The 17,860-nt window shown below is 57.7% G+C and carries 16 protein-coding genes; 10 read left to right on the top strand and 6 right to left on the bottom strand.

From position 1 onward, the window contains the following. Positions 1-61 precede the first annotated feature (61 nt). Entirely contained in the window at positions 62-511 is a 450-nt protein-coding gene (locus ACA049_RS28575; protein WP_497331523.1) for a c-type cytochrome, read from the top strand. A gap of 130 nt (positions 512-641) precedes the next feature. On the opposite strand, the gene ACA049_RS28570 is transcribed toward ACA049_RS28575, so the two are convergent. The 4 genes from ACA049_RS28570 to ACA049_RS28555 all read right to left on the bottom strand — a co-directional run bounded on the left by ACA049_RS28570 (position 642) and on the right by ACA049_RS28555 (position 5,271). Then, positions 642-1,037 (bottom strand): DUF1090 domain-containing protein, encoded by a 396-nt coding sequence (locus ACA049_RS28570; RefSeq protein ID WP_497331521.1) that lies wholly within the window; start codon positions 1,035-1,037, stop codon positions 642-644. A 97-nt stretch (positions 1,038-1,134) separates the two neighbouring features. Continuing rightward, complete coding sequence (ligB, locus tag ACA049_RS28565) at positions 1,135-2,808, bottom strand: NAD-dependent DNA ligase LigB (RefSeq protein WP_497331519.1); 1,674 nt, start codon at positions 2,806-2,808, stop codon at positions 1,135-1,137. Between the two features lie 258 nt (positions 2,809-3,066). After that, on the bottom strand, positions 3,067-4,257 hold the full coding sequence (gene metK, locus ACA049_RS28560; protein ID WP_010466931.1) for a methionine adenosyltransferase: 1,191 nt from the start codon (positions 4,255-4,257) through the stop codon (positions 3,067-3,069). Positions 4,258-4,275: 18 nt separating this feature from the next. After that, a complete protein-coding gene (locus ACA049_RS28555; protein WP_497331517.1) occupies positions 4,276-5,271 on the bottom strand; it encodes an ArsR/SmtB family transcription factor in 996 nt (331 codons plus the stop codon). Positions 5,272-5,531: 260 nt separating this feature from the next. On the opposite strand from ACA049_RS28555, the gene tkt reads away from it, so the two are divergent. The 8 genes from tkt (at position 5,532) to ACA049_RS28515 (ending at position 13,672) form a co-directional block, all read left to right on the top strand. Then, positions 5,532-7,529 carry a transketolase gene (gene tkt / locus ACA049_RS28550; RefSeq protein ID WP_497331515.1) on the top strand — a complete coding sequence of 666 codons (1,998 nt, stop codon included), beginning with the start codon at positions 5,532-5,534 and terminating at the stop codon, positions 7,527-7,529. A gap of 185 nt (positions 7,530-7,714) precedes the next feature. Continuing rightward, entirely contained in the window at positions 7,715-8,782 is a 1,068-nt protein-coding gene (gene epd, locus ACA049_RS28545) for an erythrose-4-phosphate dehydrogenase (RefSeq protein WP_497331514.1), read from the top strand. 12 nt (positions 8,783-8,794) lie between these two features. After that, a complete protein-coding gene (locus ACA049_RS28540; RefSeq protein ID WP_150633739.1) occupies positions 8,795-9,958 on the top strand; it encodes a phosphoglycerate kinase in 1,164 nt (387 codons plus the stop codon). A 34-nt stretch (positions 9,959-9,992) separates the two neighbouring features. Continuing rightward, positions 9,993-10,214, top strand: coding sequence for a hypothetical protein (locus ACA049_RS28535; RefSeq protein ID WP_497331512.1), 222 nt, complete (start codon positions 9,993-9,995; stop codon positions 10,212-10,214). A 56-nt stretch (positions 10,215-10,270) separates the two neighbouring features. Then, the gene (locus ACA049_RS28530) at positions 10,271-10,603 is read left to right on the top strand and encodes an MliC family protein (protein ID WP_497331510.1); all 333 of its coding nucleotides are present in this window, start codon (positions 10,271-10,273) and stop codon (positions 10,601-10,603) included. Positions 10,604-10,855: 252 nt separating this feature from the next. After that, on the top strand, positions 10,856-11,920 hold the full coding sequence (fba, locus tag ACA049_RS28525) for a class II fructose-bisphosphate aldolase (RefSeq protein WP_109635505.1): 1,065 nt from the start codon (positions 10,856-10,858) through the stop codon (positions 11,918-11,920). A 419-nt stretch (positions 11,921-12,339) separates the two neighbouring features. Then, positions 12,340-12,639: a hypothetical protein gene (locus tag ACA049_RS28520; protein WP_497331508.1), complete on the top strand. Its 300-nt coding sequence runs from the start codon at positions 12,340-12,342 to the stop codon at positions 12,637-12,639. A gap of 490 nt (positions 12,640-13,129) precedes the next feature. Then, positions 13,130-13,672, top strand: coding sequence for a ubiquitin-like protein (locus ACA049_RS28515; RefSeq protein ID WP_497331506.1), 543 nt, complete (start codon positions 13,130-13,132; stop codon positions 13,670-13,672). A 136-nt stretch (positions 13,673-13,808) separates the two neighbouring features. On the opposite strand, the gene ACA049_RS28510 is transcribed toward ACA049_RS28515, so the two are convergent. Together ACA049_RS28510 and ACA049_RS28505 are read right to left on the bottom strand one after the other, a co-directional pair. Continuing rightward, positions 13,809-14,102, bottom strand: a complete 294-nt coding sequence (locus tag ACA049_RS28510) for a fructose-bisphosphate aldolase (RefSeq protein ID WP_497331504.1) — start codon at positions 14,100-14,102, stop codon at positions 13,809-13,811. 633 nt (positions 14,103-14,735) lie between these two features. Beyond that, positions 14,736-15,404, bottom strand: coding sequence for a polysaccharide lyase family 7 protein (locus ACA049_RS28505; RefSeq protein ID WP_497331502.1), 669 nt, complete (start codon positions 15,402-15,404; stop codon positions 14,736-14,738). Between the two features lie 321 nt (positions 15,405-15,725). Between ACA049_RS28505 and ACA049_RS28500 the strand changes: the two genes are divergently transcribed. Continuing rightward, positions 15,726-17,849 (top strand): putative bifunctional diguanylate cyclase/phosphodiesterase, encoded by a 2,124-nt coding sequence (locus ACA049_RS28500; protein WP_497331500.1) that lies wholly within the window; start codon positions 15,726-15,728, stop codon positions 17,847-17,849. Positions 17,850-17,860: the final 11 nt, after the last annotated feature.

Raw genomic sequence — 17,860 nt, 5'->3', positions numbered from 1 at the left:
TATTGGTCTTTGCCGATGACGCGAGGATACTGGCCGCCGTTTCCCGTGACCTGAAGCCACCATGACTCTTAAAAGACTTTCTGTTGTATTGCTGGCCTGCCTGACCTTGTCTGCCTGCGGTGGTGTCGACCCGAATTCGCCGCTGGGCCAACGCAAGGCGATCTTCAAACAGATGCTCAAGACTGGCGAAGACCTGGGCGGCATGTTGCGTGGTCGTATCCCGTTCGACGGTCCGAAATTCGAGGAAGGCGCCGTGAAACTCGACACCTTGTCCCGTGAGCCGTGGAAACATTTTCCACAGGTGCGCGAAGAGGATCACACCAGCGCCAAGGACAATGTGTGGCAGCAGCAGACACGCTTCCAGGAAATGGCCCGCACCCTTGAAGCCGCCACCGGTGAATTGGTGATTGCCAGCAAGGTTCAGCCTTACAAGGCCAGTAACCTCGGCCCGGCGGTGCAGAAAGTCGAAGATGCCTGCAGTGCCTGCCATAAAGAGTTTCGGGATCATTGATTGGAGGTGCTCTGGCTGACGCTTTCGCGAGCAAGCCCGCTCCCACAATGGAATGAGGTCAAATGTGGGAGCGGGCTTGCTCGCGATGGCTGCCTCAAGATCAACACAAATCCTGGGCTTTTACCTTTTCTTACTTATCCAGCTCATCGAGCGCGTCCTGCAATTCCTTGCGGGACTCGGCGAGTTTGTCTTTGCGCTTGTTGATCTTCTCCGGATCGCCTTTCTTCATGGCTTTGTCCAGATCGGCCTGACGCTTGCTGACTTCATGCTTGGCGTCGAGCACCTTGTTTTCCCGTTCTTTCTTCAGCGAGGCGTCGGTGCAATGGGTGGTGACTTCGCTCAGGGCCGTTTCGAGGCCGGCCTGCTGTTCGGCGTTGCCGTGGGATTTGGCCAGTTCGATCTGATTGATGATCCCCTGTTTCTTGGCGGCGCAGCCGGTCAGTTCCGGGGCTTCTTCGGCGGCCATCAGGGGAGCGGCCATCACGCTGCAAAGGGTCAGCAAGGCGAGCGGTGAAAGAAATTTCATAAAAGCTCCATGTGCAAAGACAATCGGGTCGATGTGGCGATGGGCGTTTGAGCCCGTCGGCACCTTTGGGTTCCCGGGCTGCCGGGTGTCTCGGCGTTTAAAAGCCGTCAATCCCGGCCATGCGTAATGTTTGGCTCAGAGCCAGGACGTGCGGGTCGCGAAAAAAGGCGTTCAGTTGCGCCGCGCGTCCTGGGCCGATACCTGCTTCTGCCTGCCATTGTTCGGTGTTTCGATTCGCCAGTTCCTGCCATGAATCGGCAAGCCGTGCCTGGCCGGTCGGTGGTAACCCCAAGGCTTTGAGCCAGCGAGCGAAAGGGCGTTGCCGGGCGCTATTGAAGCTGTTTAACAAACGAGCCGCGCTGCGTTCGCCGAAGCCATCAATGTTAGCAAGCTCTTGAGCATCGAGGGTCAACCAATCCAGCAGGCTGTTGAGGTGGCCTGTTTCGAAAAGTTTCTCCCAGGTGCCTGGGCCGAGATGGGGTAAAGCCAGTCCCTGCTTGCTGCTGAGCCAGGTCAGGCGTGCAAGGAATTGGCTCTCGCAGCCTGTTGTCGGTTGCCAGCAACTCAATTGATGAAAGTCTGCCGCCGACGGCACGTTCAATTCAGTGCGTTCGGTACTGCGCAGCACGACGCCATCGAGCCTCGGAATGGTCAGGCCCGCCAGGCTGATGGACACCTGATCCCCGGGGCGGATATCCAGCGCCTCCCAGCGTCGTAGGGAGCTGACGCTCACACGCTTGATCTGCCGGTCATCGAGCTTCACTGGCGTTAGATCCAGCACCGGTGTAATCCGGCCCGTGCGGCCGATTTTGAAATGGACCTTGCGCACTTCGGCCAGTGCCTGGGCGAAGGGGTACTTCCAGGCAACACTCCAGAATGACGGACGCGCCTGCCAGCGCTCGGCCGGTGGACGTTGGCTCTGACGCAAAACCACGCCATCACTGGCAAAGGGCAAGGGCGTGCGATACCAGTGATCGCGCCATCGTTGCGCGTCGGCGAATCCCTTGATCGGCTGACTGTAAGGTGCCGTACTCGGGAAGCCCATTTCTTCGAGCGCCGCCACCCGGGCCGGCAGACTTGCCGGGCCTTGCGGCCAATCCCAGACAAACAACCCGATACCACCGGCCTGTTCGGCATTCAGCTCCTTGCGGGCCATCAGCCCGGCTACCGTGGAGCGGGCGTTGAGGCTGCCTGCTTTGCTTTGCACATGGTCGGTCAGGCGCCAATAGAGTTCGCCTTGCACCAGTAAATCCAGTGGTTGTGGCAGTTGCCGGGGGATGGAATCGATCAGTCGGGCTGAAGTGGTCCAGTCCTGGCCGTTTACTCCGTCGCCTCGACTGATCGCCTGATGCAGGACGCCGTTGCGATAGGTCAACGTCACGGCCACACCGTCGACCTTGGGTTGTATCCAGAGGTCATTGCGCTCGCGTAGCCAATCCTCGACCGCCGGACCATCACGCAGTTTTTCCAGGCCGGTGTGGGCGATGGGGTGGGCAATCTTGCCGCCCGCCGTGCGCAAGGGGGCTGGCGCCAGGCTCAAATCAAAACACTCACGCCATTCGCTCAATCGCGCGCGGGATTGATCATAGATTTCGTCGGCGATCAGTGAGCGGCCGTTGCGGTGATAGTGGTCGTCCCAGAAATCGATCTGTTGTTGCAGGGCCGTGATTTCGTCCAGGGCTCGGGCGGGTGACCAGTCGGGGCAGTCGTTGGCCGTTGAGTTCAGGCAAAACAAGGTCAGGCACAAAGCGGAAAACAGGCGCAGCAGCATCGTGAGCGTCCTTGCTCGGGGGGAATGCTTTGAAGGGTAGTCAGCTTTCGGGCGTCGGATGCGAGGATGTTTTTCGGTGTGTTTCTGGATGGGAAGATCAAAAGATCGCAGCCTCGTGTCACTCGACAGCTCCTACATTGGAATGCGTATTCCTGTAGGAGCTGTCGAGTGACACGAGGCTGCGATCTTTTGATCTTCGGGCAATAAAAAGCCCCGCACGGCGAACCGTGCGGGGCTTTTGGTACCGCCAGGAAAGTCTTACAGGCCGGCTGCAGTACGCAGGTCGTCGGCGCGGTCGGTCTTTTCCCAGGTGAAGGTGGTGAAAGTATCTTCGCCCACAGTCTTGGTCGCCGGGGTGCGACCGAAGTGGCCGTACGCAGCGGTTTCCTGGTACATCGGGTGCAGCAGGTCGAGCATGGTGGTGATTGCGTATGGACGCAGGTCGAAAATTTCGCGAACCAGTTTGACGATCTTGTCGTCGCTGATCTTGCCGGTGCCGAAGGTGTTCAAAGAGATCGACGTAGGCTGGGCAACACCGATGGCGTACGAAACCTGGATCTCGCAGCGCTCGGCCAGGCCGGCAGCAACGATGTTCTTGGCCACGTAACGACCGGCGTAGGCTGCCGAACGGTCAACCTTCGATGGATCTTTACCGGAGAACGCGCCGCCGCCGTGACGGGCCATGCCGCCGTAGCTGTCGACGATGATCTTGCGACCGGTCAGGCCGCAGTCGCCAACCGGGCCACCGATGATGAACTGGCCAGTCGGGTTGATGTGGAACTGGGTGTCTTTGGTCAGCAGTTCGGCAGGCAGCACGTGCTTGACGATCAGCTCCATCACACCTTCGCGCAGGTCTTTGTACGACACTTCAGGGTTGTGCTGGGTCGACAGAACAACAGCGTCGATACCGACAACCTTGCCGCCTTCGTAACGGCAAGTCACTTGCGACTTGGCATCCGGGCGCAGCCAAGGCAGCAGGCCGGATTTACGGGCTTCGGCCTGGCGCTGCACCAGCTGGTGCGAGAAGGTGATCGGTGCTGGCATCAGCACGTCGGTTTCGTTGCTGGCGTAGCCGAACATCAGGCCCTGGTCGCCGGCGCCCTGATCTTCAGGCTTGGCACGGTCGACACCCTGGTTGATGTCAGGGGATTGCTTGCCGATGATGTTCATCACGCCGCAAGTGGCACCGTCGAAGCCGACATCGGAGCTGTTGTAGCCGATGTCCAGAATGACGTTACGCACGATTTCTTCCAAGTCGACCCAGGCCGACGTGGTGACTTCACCTGCAATGATTGCCACGCCGGTTTTAACCAGGGTTTCGCACGCTACGCGGGCGAACTTGTCTTCAGCAATGATGGCGTCCAGCACCGCATCGGAAATCTGGTCGGCGATTTTGTCCGGATGCCCTTCGGACACGGACTCGGAGGTGAAGAGGGAGTATTCGCTCATCTCGATTTTTTCCTGAATTTACCGATGGTGAGTGTCGCCAGCCGGTCGCTGAAAATGGCGGACCTGGATCTGGAAACCATTACGTAAGCCTACATAGAGGCTTTCCCCGGGAACGAGTCCCGCAGCGGTGGCCCAACGGGCCAAATCGTCCTGTTCAAACCCCAACCACAGATCACCGCAGGCCTCCCTGGCCCAACTCTGGTTGTGGCTACATAACTCTGTCACGAGCAGGCTACCGCCCGGTTGCAGCAAGTCGGCCATGTGCTTGAGCGCTTCGGCCGGCGCGGCGAAATGATGCAGCACCATGTTCAGTACAACGCAATCGGCCTGAAGGCTCACACCATTCAATGCATCGGCCAGTTGCAGGCTGACGTTAGCCAGCGTTTCACGTTCGCAGACCTGGCGCGCCAGTTCGAGCATCGCCGGGCTGTTGTCCAGCGCCGTCACCTGAGTGAAGCGGCGCGCCAGTTCCGGCAGGAATTCACCGTCGCCGGGGCCGACTTCGATGGCTGTCGCGCCGTCACTGAAACTCAGCTTGTCGAGCAGCGCCACCACGCTTTCGCGGTATTGCGGCAGGCCGGCGATCAAGTCTTGCTGGGCGCGAAATTTCTCCGCCACCCGTGAGAAAAAGTCCTGGCTGGCCGCCGCTCGTTGCCCGTGGACCTGAGCGATCCGCGACTGCACATCGGCCGGAAGGGTCAGGTTGTCCACTTCTTCAAGCAAGGCGGCGTGCAGCTTGCCGCCCAGCTGGTCGGTGTGGGGCAGGGCGCGACGGTAGAAAATCGCGTTGCCTTCACGGCGGGTCGCCACCAGGTCGGCCTGGGCCAATACCTTGAGGTGGTGACTCATGCCCGACTGACCCATCCCGAAGATCTGCGCCAGTTCCAGTACGCCAAACGAATCGTTGGCCAGTGCGCGCAATACATTCAGCCGCAGAGGATCGCCGCCGGCTTTGCACAGGGCCGCCAGCTCATCGCAATCGTCATGTTGAATGGAAGGCACGCGTAAATTCATAAGGCCAGCAGTCTAGTGACGGTCAGAAATCACCGCAAGAGCAATATCAAAAAGTTTTGATATTGGTCGATAGATGGCACTTCCAGACGTTAGGTTCAGTCAACAAACGAACTGCAGAAAGGTTTCATCAGTCGAAACCGCTGTTAACAATTGGAAAAACGCCTCCAGATGACTATCTGTCATTGCCCCGAGGCGGCCCGGTGAGGGAAAATGCTCGCCTTTTTTCCGTTTCGTTTTATTCAAACCCTAGGAGATCAGCGATGCCCAGCCGTCGTGAGCGTGCCAACGCCATTCGTGCCCTCAGCATGGATGCCGTGCAAAAAGCCAACAGCGGCCATCCCGGTGCCCCGATGGGTATGGCGGATATCGCCGAAGTACTTTGGCGTGACTACCTGAAGCACAACCCGAGCAATCCATCGTTCGCCGACCGTGACCGCTTCGTGCTGTCCAACGGTCACGGCTCGATGTTGATCTACTCGCTGCTGCACCTGACCGGCTACGACCTGTCGATCGATGACCTGAAAAACTTCCGCCAGCTGCACAGCCGCACCCCGGGCCACCCGGAATTCGGTTACACCCCGGGCGTTGAAACCACCACCGGTCCTCTGGGCCAAGGCCTGGCCAACGCCGTAGGTTTCGCCCTGGCTGAAAAAGTCCTGGCGGCGCAGTTCAACCGTCCAGGCCACAACGTTGTCGATCACCACACCTACGTGTTCCTGGGTGATGGCTGCATGATGGAAGGCATTTCCCACGAAGTCGGCTCCCTGGCCGGTACGTTGGGCCTGGGCAAACTGATCGCCTTCTACGATGACAACGGCATCTCCATCGACGGCGAAGTCGAAGGCTGGTTCACCGATGACACCCCGAAGCGTTTCGAAGCCTACAACTGGCAAGTGATCCGCAACGTCGACGGTCACGACCCGGAAGAGATCAAGACTGCAATCGAAACCGCGCGCAAAAGCGATCAGCCAACCCTGATCTGCTGCAAGACCACCATCGGTTTCGGTTCGCCGAACAAGCAAGGTAAAGAAGACTGCCACGGCGCCCCACTGGGCGACGCTGAAATCGCGCTGACCCGTGCTGCGCTGAAATGGAGCCACGGTCCGTTCGAAATCCCGGCTGACATCTATGCCGAGTGGGACGCCAAGGAAGCCGGCCGCGCCGCCGAAGCCGAGTGGGATCAGCGTTTCGCTGCCTATTCCGCGGCTTTCCCTGAGCTGGCCAATGAACTGGTCCGTCGCCTGGGCGGCGACCTGCCGGAAGACTTCGCCGAAAAAGCCTCGGCTTATATCGCTGAAGTCGCGGCCAAGGGCGAAACCATCGCCAGCCGTAAAGCCAGCCAGAACGCACTGAATGCCTACGGCCCGCTGCTGCCTGAACTGCTGGGCGGCTCCGCTGACCTGGCCGGTTCCAACCTGACCCTGTGGAAAGGTTGCAAAGGTGTTTCGGCTGAAGACGCCAGCGGCAACTACATGTACTACGGCGTTCGCGAATTCGGCATGAGCGCGATCATGAACGGCGTGGCCTTGCACGGCGGTCTGGTGCCTTACGGCGCGACCTTCCTGATGTTCATGGAATACGCCCGCAACGCCGTGCGCATGGCCTCGCTGATGAAGAAGCGCGTGGTGTTCGTCTACACCCACGACTCCATCGGCCTGGGCGAAGACGGCCCGACTCACCAGCCGATCGAGCAACTGACCAGCCTGCGCAGCACGCCGAACCTCGACACCTGGCGTCCAGCCGATGCCGTCGAATCGGCGGTTTGCTGGAAAGCAGCCATCGAGCGCAAGGACGGCCCTTCGGCGCTGATCTTCTCGCGTCAGAACCTGCAGCATCAGGACCGCAGCGCGCTGCAGATCGCCGACATCGCCCGTGGCGGTTACGTGTTGAAGGATTGCGAAGGCGAGCCTGAGCTGATCCTGATCTCTACCGGTTCGGAAGTGGGCCTGGCGGTTCAGGCTTACGACAAGCTGACCGAGCAAGGCCGCAAGGTTCGCGTCGTTTCGATGCCGTGCACCAGCGTGTTCGATGCCCAGGACGCCGGCTACAAGCAAGCGGTTCTGCCGTTGCAGGTCAGTGCCCGTATCGCCATCGAAGCCGCACACGCGGACTACTGGTACAAGTACGTGGGCCTGGAAGGCCGCGTGATCGGCATGACCACCTACGGCGAGTCGGCGCCTGCGCCAGCCTTGTTCGAAGAGTTCGGCTTCACCCTGGAAAACATCCTGGGTCAGGCTGAAGAGCTGCTGGAAGACTGATCCAGAAGTTGCGCCATCGGGGCTGACGTCTTCGCGGGCAAGCCTCGCTCCTACAAGGGATTGCGTTGTTTTGGAGGATTGGGATTACCCCGATTCCCTAAACAACCGAAGACCTGTAGGAGCGAGGCTTGCCCGCGAAGGCGGCAGACCTGGCGACTACATTCCCAAGCTGCATCGAGAACCCCATGCCTCAACCGCGTCCTTACAAAGTTGCACTCAACGGCTACGGCCGGATTGGTCGTTGCGTCTTGCGTGCGTTGTTTGAGCGAGGCTCGGCGGCCGGGTTTGAAATTGTCGCGATCAACGATCTGGCTGACATGGCCAGCATCGAATACCTGACACGCTTCGACTCCACTCACGGGCGTTTTCCCGGTGAAGTGAAGGTCGACGGCGATTGTCTGCATATTAATGGCGACTGCGTGAAGGTCCTGCGCAGTGCCACCCCCGAAGGCATTGATTGGGCGTCGCTGGGCGTCGATCTGGTGCTGGAATGCTCCGGCGCTTACCACACGCGTGCCGATGGCCAGCGGTTCCTCGACGCCGGCGCGCCCCGTGTGCTGTTTTCCCAGCCGATGGCCAGCGAGGCGGATGTCGACGCCACCATCGTCTATGGCGTGAACCAGGATTGCCTGACCGGCGACGAGTTGCTGGTGTCCAACGCGTCCTGCACCACCAACTGCGGCGTGCCGCTGTTGCGCCTGCTGGATCAGGCCATTGGTCTGGAATACGTGTCGATCACCACCATTCACTCGGCCATGAACGATCAGCCGGTCATCGACGCCTATCATCACGAAGACCTGCGCCGCACGCGTTCGGCATTCCAGTCGGTGATTCCGGTGTCCACTGGTCTGGCGCGAGGCATCGAACGCCTGCTGCCGGAACTTGCCGGGCGAATTCAGGCCAAAGCCGTGCGGGTGCCGACGGTTAACGTGTCGTGCCTCGACATTACGATGCAGACCGTCAGCGACACCGACGCCACCGAGGTCAACCGGATTCTGCGTGAGGCCGCCACCAGCGGCCCGCTCAAAGGCCTTCTGGCCTACACCGAGCTTCCCCATGCAAGCTGTGATTTCAACCATGACCCACATTCGGCCATCGTCGATGCCAGTCAGACCCGAGTTTCCGGCCCACGGCTGGTGAACATCCTGGCCTGGTTCGACAACGAATGGGGTTTTGCCAACCGAATGCTGGATGTTGCTGCACACTATCTGCAGTCAGCTGGCTCTCCAAAACACTGCTCCCAAAAACAGTAGGAAATGCGACCCATGACCGTGTTGAAGATGACCGACCTCGATCTGCAAGGTAAGCGCGTACTGATCCGCGAAGACCTCAACGTCCCAGTCAAGGACGGTGTAGTCACCAGCGATGCGCGAATCCTGGCCTCGCTGCCGACCATCAAGCTGGCCCTGGAAAAAGGCGCGGCCGTGATGGTCTGCTCGCACCTTGGCCGTCCGACCGAAGGCGAGTTCTCGGCCGAGAACAGCCTCAAGCCTGTTGCTGACTACCTGAGCAAGGCCCTGGGCCGTGAAGTGCCGCTGGTCGCCGATTACCTGGGCGGCGTCGACGTGAAAGCGGGCGACATCGTGCTGTTCGAAAACGTGCGCTTCAACAAAGGCGAGAAAAAGAACGCTGACGAACTGGCCCAGCAATACGCTGCCCTGTGCGACGTGTTCGTGATGGACGCCTTCGGCACCGCTCACCGCGCCGAGGGTTCGACCCATGGCGTGGCCAAGTTCGCCAAAGTCGCCGCTGCCGGCCCGCTGCTGGCCGCTGAACTGGACGCATTGGGCAAAGCGCTCGGCGCCCCGGCCCAGCCAATGGCTGCCATCGTTGCCGGCTCCAAGGTCTCGACCAAACTCGACGTACTGAACAGCCTGAGCCAGATCTGCAACCAACTGATCGTTGGCGGCGGCATTGCCAACACCTTCCTGGCCGCTGCCGGTCACCCGGTCGGCAAGTCCCTGTACGAACCGGACCTGCTGGACACCGCGCGCGAAATCGCTGCGAAAGTCAGCGTGCCATTGCCGGTGGACGTTGTGGTTGCCAAGGAATTCGCTGAAAGCGCGACCGCTACCGTCAAGCTGATTGCTGACGTGGCCGCCGACGACATGATCCTGGACATCGGCCCGCAGACCGCGGCGAATTTCGCCGAGCTGCTGAAGTCGTCCAAGACCATCCTGTGGAACGGCCCGGTCGGCGTGTTCGAGTTCGACCAGTTCGGTAACGGCACCAAAGTCCTGGCCCAGGCCATCGCGGAAAGCTCGGCGTTCTCGATCGCTGGCGGCGGCGACACCCTGGCGGCCATCGATAAATATGGCGTTGCCGATCAGATCTCCTACATTTCTACCGGTGGCGGTGCGTTCCTCGAGTTCGTGGAAGGCAAAGTGTTGCCAGCCGTTGAAGTCCTGGAAAGCCGGGCCAAGGCTTGAGGTCGTCCATTTGACCACGCAACGGAGTGTTCCCATGGTCAAGACGTTAGCGCTGTTGATCGCTGCGGGTATGCTGGTGGCTTGCGGGAGTAACCCGAAAGCCAAGCCGGAACCTGCGCCGCAGTCGGTGGAAAAAGGCTGCTACCAGGCCGACTGGCAAGCGGAAACCAACCCGGTGATCAACAAGCGTTCCGGGCCTGATGGCCTGGAGAAATACGAGACACAGACACCGGCCAAGGAACATGGTTGCCCTTGACGGGTCTGACACATTACTCAGGGCTGGCGGCGTGCGCCGTCAGTCGAGGAACATGGATGAAAGGTTTTATCGCCGTTATGGCGTTGGCACTGCTGGCAGGTTGCTCGAATTTCAACCTGTTCAAGCCTGCCGAATCGACGGACAACTGGACCACCTGGACCTGCGACAGCCAGGCAAAAGTGCTCTGGCGCTACACCGACGACACCCGCAAGGAAGTCGACGTGCGCCTCGGCGGGGCCGATCAGGTCTACCGCTTGAAGCTTGAACCGGGCGCCGAAGGTTCGCTGTACAGCAACGACATGCTGGCGTTTCACGTAAAAGGTGAGGAAGGCCTGGTTTACTGGGTCGCCACCAATGATTTGATTGGCCGCGGTTGTAAAGCGCAGTAATTGAAGGCTTGTGCGAAACCTGTAGGAGCGAAGCTTGCTCGCGAAGACGTCATCACATTCAACACATGTGTTGCCCGTAAAACCGCTTTCGCGAGCAAGCTTCGCTCCTACGGGAATTCGATGGCTTATAGAGATTTTGGCAACACCGAATTCGCAGCCCGGGCCAACCCCCGATCTGCAATAACTTGAATAGCCGCCGCCGCTACGGCAGGCTGGCACGATTAACGACCCAAACCGGGAGAGAGACACACAATGGCACTTATCAGCATGCGCCAGATGCTGGACCACGCAGCCGAGTTCGGCTACGGCGTTCCAGCCTTCAACGTCAACAACCTTGAGCAGATGCGCGCCATCATGGAAGCCGCTGACAAGACTGACTCCCCGGTGATCGTCCAGGCTTCGGCCGGTGCTCGCAAATACGCCGGTGCACCGTTCCTGCGTCACCTGATCCTGGCCGCCATCGAAGAATTCCCGCACATCCCGGTGTGCATGCACCAGGACCACGGCACCAGCCCTGATGTCTGCCAGCGCTCCATCCAACTGGGCTTCAGCTCGGTGATGATGGACGGTTCCCTGGGCGAAGACGGCAAGACCCCGACCGACTACGACTACAACGTGCGTGTCACCCAACAAACCGTGGCCATGGCTCACGCCTGCGGCGTCTCGGTAGAAGGCGAGCTGGGCTGCCTGGGTTCGCTGGAAACCGGCATGGCCGGTGAAGAAGACGGCATCGGCGCCGAAGGCGTTCTGGATCACAGCCAAATGCTGACCGACCCGGAAGAAGCCGCTGACTTCGTCAAACGCACCCAGGTCGACGCCCTGGCCATCGCCATCGGCACCAGCCACGGCGCGTACAAGTTCACCAAGCCACCTACCGGCGACGTGCTGGCCATCGACCGCATCAAAGAGATCCACAAACGCATTCCGAACACCCACCTGGTGATGCACGGTTCGTCTTCGGTTCCGCAAGACTGGCTGGCGATCATCAACCAGTACGGCGGCGACATCAAAGAAACCTACGGCGTTCCGGTTGAAGAGATTGTCGAAGGCATCAAGCACGGCGTGCGCAAGGTCAACATCGACACTGACCTGCGTCTGGCATCCACCGGTGCGATGCGTCGCCTGATGGCCACCAACCCAAGCGAGTTCGACCCGCGTAAATTCTTCGGCGCGACTGTGACGGCGATGCGTGATGTGTGTATCGCTCGTTATGAGGCTTTCGGTACTGCCGGTAATGCTTCGAAGATCAAGCCGATCTCGCTGGAAGGGATGTATCAGCGTTATTTGAAGGGTGAGTTGAACGCTAAGGTTAACTAAGTTTTCAGCGTTTTAGTCGCATAAAAAACCCGCCGAGAGGCGGGTTTTTTTGTGGGCGATCATTTCAGACTGCTCCCATGCTCTGGATAAATAAATCTGTCCTCTTTGTTCCAACACGCCATTCTGGGCATTTAGCTTCCTGCTTACTTGTAGTAAAGGGTGAAGCATAGTAGTAGGCAATCGATTAAATAAATCTGCCTCAATTTTAGACAATATTTTTTCGAAAAAACTGTATTTTTATAGCGAAAAGATATTGATGACTGTCATTTATTACAGGTGACCGTTTACATTTATCGAGCTAGCCTTGTCTACGAAAAACAAAAAAAGAATAGAGACCATAAATAAATCTGTCCCCTTTTTTCTTTTTTCGCTTTATTAAATAAACCTGTCTCAATCCACCAGAAAGGGAATTACACATCATGTCTGCAACCATCGACTTAGTCAAAAGTAGCCCGGGCGCGATCATTGTATCTGGACGAGCTTCTAAAGGGTATAGAGTGTATTTACACAAAGCGCATACAGGCGAACAGCTTGGTTCTGGCGTCGCTGACGGCACGGGGAAGTATGACTTTGTCACGTACGAACAGATTATCCAAAACTTCAAAGATCAAGTAATTCCGGTTTGCGTGCGACAAACACTAGACAATATGACGTATTCCGATTGGAGCCTTGCAAAAGATGTATATATCCACCCGCCTACCGGTATCCATGATGCATAATCAAGGATCAAATTGTGGCGTGGGTCAAGTATAATTGTCTGATCTTTTCTCTGTTTTTTCGTTTGTTGCGCTAGTCGCTGGCGGATCTGTTTGATCAATAGATCCGTCACTTTTTGTTGGACGCTTTTTTCGTGAGTGAATGACAAAAGGGGAATTTATTTAATCGTCCTCCTTTAGTGCCTACATTCGGTTTACTTCGCAGGCCGGCCTCGCGTGCGATGCGATATTCGCGTCCCAGTGATTTGTTCTATCTCATCTGTGAATCGTGGGCTCCCCGTCAATTGTCCGCGCTGAAGGGCGCCTCTGATTAACTGCGTTCGGAGGAAATAATCGTTTGTTCCAGAAAAAGGTGCAGCGGGCAAGGCGCCAGGTATGGTTCCTTTGGTTATCAAATTATCGCGAAAATGTATTAAAAACTGTCATGTTTTACAGGTGAGCTTTTGAGTTCTACAGCCTATCGTTTATCGCATGGCGGGAAGATGGAGAGGATATGTCGATAAATGGATTTGTTCCTCTTCTTTTTCTTTTTTTTCAGTCTCGCGTTATAAGAGTGAGAGGGTTATATATTATGAGTAATGCGATATCTCAGCGGATAGAAGAATCAACTATTGGAAAGCCTATATATGTGAAGGCTAACGTTTATGATTCAGATTTAAATAGCTATGTGCTTCGAGAGTTTAACAGCATACTTCGATCGGTAGATGCGTCAATGATTACAATCTCTACCGAGGAAAATCCCTATGAGCTGAATATTCTTCGTCGGAATATTTTGAGTCTAAAAGGGACCCGGACTACGGTGTTTGGCGTGGAGTGTATTCACATCGAGCTTCATGGTGGGGAGGTATTTGATGTGTTCGCTGATTCCTCGGACTCCATTGAGAATATAAAGTCGAAGATACAAGATAAAAAGGGATTTCCGCCTGATAAGATTAGATTGATTTATGAAGGCAAACAGCTTGAGGACGGGAGGACATTGTCGGATTACGGCGTTGGAGACCACTCAACCATACACCTTGAAATGAGGTCGGTATAGAAGTGGATTTCTAGAGTACTGGCACATTAGAGTCGATATTGGGTCAGTGCGAAAATTAGAAAGTGGGCAGATTTGTTTAATCATCCTTAATAAAACCCGCATTGCTGCGGGTTTTTATTGCCTGTCTGTGAATCGGCTATTGAGCTTTCGTTACGTCAAACCCACGCTGCTCAATCACTCCAAACACGTCAGCAATGTCCTGAACCATGATCCGGGCGATGTTGGTGACGGTGTTGATGTCGTTCTCAGCGTAGTCCGGCAGGCTGGTGCAGGCCATGAGGTTCAGATATTTGAGGACGGCGTTGAGGCGTTCGCTGAGGCAGTTGTGCAGTTCGCGGATCGGGGCGTCGCTGTCGATGAGCAGGACGGGGTAATCGGTGGCGAATTGGGACATTGGGGTGAAGCGGCGTGGCGGATTGTTCATTGGCATTAGTAAATCTTCCTCGTATCTGAAAGAAGAGCTACTACCGTTCGCTGCGAAACGATTGGGGTGGTAGCTATGTGCGGGTTCGCAGACCAGGGATACGAGGAACCCGGCAGACCCGAAGGTCTCCCACACACAGCCACCATGAAAAGGAGGACGGGTGCTGATGCACCTCTCTTTTTCGAGGCGCTAGGTTACTACACGTATCACGAGGGCTGCGAAACCCTATCGCCGACGGTGTCAGCGACAGGCCAACTTTAGGCAGCGATTCGGGTAGCCGCAACCGGGCTGTAGGACGTGCAGGTGGGCATTGTGGCGAGGTAGCTCGCTATCGTTCGGCGGCGCAGGCGCCGTAAATCGGGGGTGTGGTGTGTCTATGGGAATCGGGTGGCAGGATTTTGGGCTACTTCGTAGCCCTGCGGGAGCAAACCCCCTCACCATGGTCGGAGGCGTCCTACGCGTTTTTAGGACGCTGTAGCAGCTGTCGAGCCTGCGAGGCTGCGTCCGGCCGCGAAGCGGTCGCAATCCGGTAAACACGTTGTTCCTGAAGAAACGCGTCAGCCGGTTTGCGACTGCTGTGCAGTCGGACGCAGCCTCGCGCTGCTCGTCAGCTGCTACAGAGGTTGCGGGCTGCGGGGGTTACTTATCGTGATCAATATCCAGCTTGCTGAACGTCACTTTCCCACCTTCACTCTTGTACCCGGTGTGGTCCTGCACATAAACCCCAGCCTTGAAGTACAGCGGCTTGTCGCGCCAGGTCTTGCTGATGTCGGTGTCCCACTGATAACCCGCCGCGCTGATGCCCAATGCACCGCCAGGGCTCAGGTGGATGAGGTAGGAAAACTCGCGGTCAAGTTTCACCCCAGTGGCGATGGTGATGACCCGACCTTCGCCGTCATCCGGGTGCATGCGCACCTTGGCGACGATGTTGCCGGTAGAGGTGCTGGTCTTGTACTGGTATTCGAGCTTCACCAAGGGTTTCTGGCTTTCATAGGCGTGGATCTGGCCGATGACGATTTTGCCTGAACTTGGTACCTGGTTGACCGCGAGGGTGGCGCGCAGGGAGTTGTCGGCGTCCGGGTAGAGCCAGTTTTTCAGGGTGCCGTTGCTGTAGGTTTCGCGAAGTTCGGTGCGGGGGTATTTTGCATTTTCAGTTTTGGAACCGGTGACCGGAGCCCAGAAAAACAGAGTGCCGGTGTCGGAGTGGAAGTATTGATCCTTGAAGCCTTTCACCAGTTTGGCGGTTTCAACGGTGTAAGGCGGGTTGCCGACAGGAACACTGAGGTTCCAGGTTGCGAGATCAATCATAGACAAAAGCTTCCACGTTTTTTTACTGCACGCACGTTCCAGAAGCTCTGGCACGCGCCTTGGGGCCATCCTTATAAGCGCAGAAGTTCAATTTGTTAATGAGTAAATGACAAACGGATGGCGTCAAAATCCTGTTAAAAGGCCATCTTTCCCGGTTTCAGGGGGCTGTAGAAGCGACCGTTAGTCGGCAAATGTACGTGATGGTTAAATGATGGCGCACGGACAGCTTCTGCTTTTGTGGATCCCGGTCTAGAGTGAAGTCTCAGTATTTGTCCGGTTTTCACGAGAAACCGGCCTGACGCCCCGAATAAGAGAAGCAGCATGGAATGCGCGCAACCCACGCCAGCCGAAGGCAGCTCGATCCTTTTAATTGTCGATGATTACCCTGAAAACCTGATCAGCATGCGCGCCTTGCTCCAGCGCCAGGATTGGCAGGTCATTACTGCGGCGTCCGGTTTTGAAGCCCTCAGTCTTTTACTCGAACACGACGTCGACCTGGTGCTGCTGGACGTGCAGATGCCGGGCATGGACGGTTTCGAAGTCGCACGCCTGATGCGCGGCAGTCAGCGAACCCGTCTCACACCGATTATTTTCCTCACCGCCAACGAACAGTCCCAGGACGCCGTGATCAAGGGCTATGCCAGTGGCGCGGTGGATTACCTGTTCAAGCCGTTCGACCCGCAAATCCTCAAGCCCAAAGTCCAGGCGTTGCTCGAGCATCAGCGCAATCGCCGTGCGTTGCAGCGCCTGAGCCGCGATCTGGAGGTCGCTCGCGCGTTTAACGCCTCGGTGCTGGACAACGCCGCCGAAGGCATCCTGGTGGTGGGTGAGGACGGCCTGATCCGCTTTGCCAACCCGGCGATGTCGCGGTTGCTCAACGCCACGGTGAAGGACCTGCAAGGCAGAGAGTTTCTGGATTTCCTGCAAAAGCCACATATCCCGGTCTGGGCGGATTCTGACCTTTACACCGGTTACAAACGTGGCGAAACCCTGCGACTGCACGACGCGCTGCTGCGAACGGCGCCCGGCCAGCAAGTGCCGGTGGCGCTGTCTTGCGCGCCGTTGCCCAGCGAGCAACATGCGATGGTGGTGACGGTGCTGGACATGTCGGTGGTGCGCCATCTGCATCAGCAACTGGAATTCCAGGCGGTGACGGATCCGCTGACCGGGCTGCTCAACCGTCGTGGTTTTTATCAGACGGTTGAAAATCTGCTGCTGCGCGGCGAACGCTCTGACAGTGCCTGGGTGCTGTTGTACCTGGACCTCGACGGCTTCAAGCGCGTCAACGATTCCCTCGGTCACGATGCCGGCGATCGGGTGCTGCGCTGGGTGTCCGAGCAATTGAAAGCCTGTCTGCGGCCCTTCGACATTCTGGCGCGCATGGGCGGCGACGAGTTCACGGCGCTGCTGGATCTGGAATTCCCGGAGCAAGCGGCGAAGATTGCCGAGAAGCTCATTGAGCGCGTGTCGATCTGTCAGCAGATTGATGGCCTGGATATCGCCTTGGGCGCCAGCATCGGCATCGCCACGTACCCGGATTGCGGCTCAAATCTCGATGGCTTGCTGCGTGCCTCGGACATCGCCATGTACGAAGCCAAGCGTGCGGGCCGGCAACAATATCGTTTCTACGACCACGACATGAATGGTCGGGCGCGCTCGCGGCTGATGCTCGAAGAAAGCGTGCGTGCCGCCATTGAGAACCGTGATTTCAACCTCGTGTATCAGCCGCAGGTGGCCATTGGCAGCGGGCAGATTCGTGGCTTTGAAGCGTTGCTGCGCTGGCAGCACCCGAGCGTCGGCGACGTACCGCCGGGGCTGTTTTTGCCATTGCTGGAAGAGGCGCGGCTGATCAGTCGTCTGGGCAGCTGGATTTACCACCGCGGGGCGGGCCAGCGCAAAGCCTGGGAAACTTTGTTCGCCGAGGATCTGGTGCTGGGCGTCAGTTTGAGCAGCACCCAGTTCGGCATGCCCAATCTGGTCACTGAATTGCGTCAGGTGCTGGAACGTCACGGTTTGCAGCCGCGTCATCTGGAAGTCGAAGTGACGGAAGAAGCGTTGATGCAAAACCCCGAAGAAACCCGCAAGACCCTGCGCCTGCTGCGCAATCTCGGGGTGCGGGTAGCGCTGGATGATTTCGGTTCCGGGCCGTGCTCACTGGCGCATCTGCGCGACCTGGAGCTGGACACGCTCAAGCTTGATCGGCATCTGATCGCCCGATTGCCGGAGTCCGCACGGGATGCGGCACTGGTGCGCAATGTGATCGACCTGTGCAAGCAATACGGCATGCTGGTGATTGCCGAAGGGGTCGAAACCGTCTCGCAATATGAATGGCTGCAAGCCAATGGTTGCCAGTACGTACAAGGTTTTCTGGTGGGGCGGCCGATGATGGCCGAGGACGCTGGCGACTTTGTGGAGCCGTTTGACTGGAGCGCGCTGACCGGCTGAATTCGCTACAC

The sequence above is a fragment of the Pseudomonas sp. LBUM1662 genome, assembly GCF_059695915.1.
Note: the sequence above shows the minus strand (reverse complement) of the source record. Positions and strands in the feature narration are given on the sequence as shown.

Bases quoted from the DNA above. Each gene is read 5' to 3' on its own strand.
- fba (WP_109635505.1), top strand. From the start codon at position 10,856: ATGGCACTTATCAGCATGCGCCAGATGCTGGACCACGCAGCCGAGTTC.
- epd (WP_497331514.1), top strand. From the start codon at position 7,715: ATGCCTCAACCGCGTCCTTACAAAGTTGCACTCAACGGCTACGGCCGG.
- ACA049_RS28555 (WP_497331517.1), bottom strand. From the start codon at position 5,271: ATGAATTTACGCGTGCCTTCCATTCAACATGACGATTGCGATGAGCTG.
- ACA049_RS28500 (WP_497331500.1), top strand. From the start codon at position 15,726: ATGGAATGCGCGCAACCCACGCCAGCCGAAGGCAGCTCGATCCTTTTA.
- ACA049_RS28520 (WP_497331508.1), top strand. From the start codon at position 12,340: ATGTCTGCAACCATCGACTTAGTCAAAAGTAGCCCGGGCGCGATCATT.
- ACA049_RS28540 (WP_150633739.1), top strand. From the start codon at position 8,795: ATGACCGTGTTGAAGATGACCGACCTCGATCTGCAAGGTAAGCGCGTA.
- ACA049_RS28505 (WP_497331502.1), bottom strand. From the start codon at position 15,404: ATGATTGATCTCGCAACCTGGAACCTCAGTGTTCCTGTCGGCAACCCG.
- tkt (WP_497331515.1), top strand. From the start codon at position 5,532: ATGCCCAGCCGTCGTGAGCGTGCCAACGCCATTCGTGCCCTCAGCATG.
- ACA049_RS28515 (WP_497331506.1), top strand. From the start codon at position 13,130: ATGTCGATAAATGGATTTGTTCCTCTTCTTTTTCTTTTTTTTCAGTCT.
- metK (WP_010466931.1), bottom strand. From the start codon at position 4,257: ATGAGCGAATACTCCCTCTTCACCTCCGAGTCCGTGTCCGAAGGGCAT.
- ACA049_RS28575 (WP_497331523.1), top strand. From the start codon at position 62: ATGACTCTTAAAAGACTTTCTGTTGTATTGCTGGCCTGCCTGACCTTG.
- ACA049_RS28510 (WP_497331504.1), bottom strand. From the start codon at position 14,102: ATGCCAATGAACAATCCGCCACGCCGCTTCACCCCAATGTCCCAATTC.
- ACA049_RS28570 (WP_497331521.1), bottom strand. From the start codon at position 1,037: ATGAAATTTCTTTCACCGCTCGCCTTGCTGACCCTTTGCAGCGTGATG.
- ACA049_RS28535 (WP_497331512.1), top strand. From the start codon at position 9,993: ATGGTCAAGACGTTAGCGCTGTTGATCGCTGCGGGTATGCTGGTGGCT.
- ligB (WP_497331519.1), bottom strand. From the start codon at position 2,808: ATGCTGCTGCGCCTGTTTTCCGCTTTGTGCCTGACCTTGTTTTGCCTG.
- ACA049_RS28530 (WP_497331510.1), top strand. From the start codon at position 10,271: ATGAAAGGTTTTATCGCCGTTATGGCGTTGGCACTGCTGGCAGGTTGC.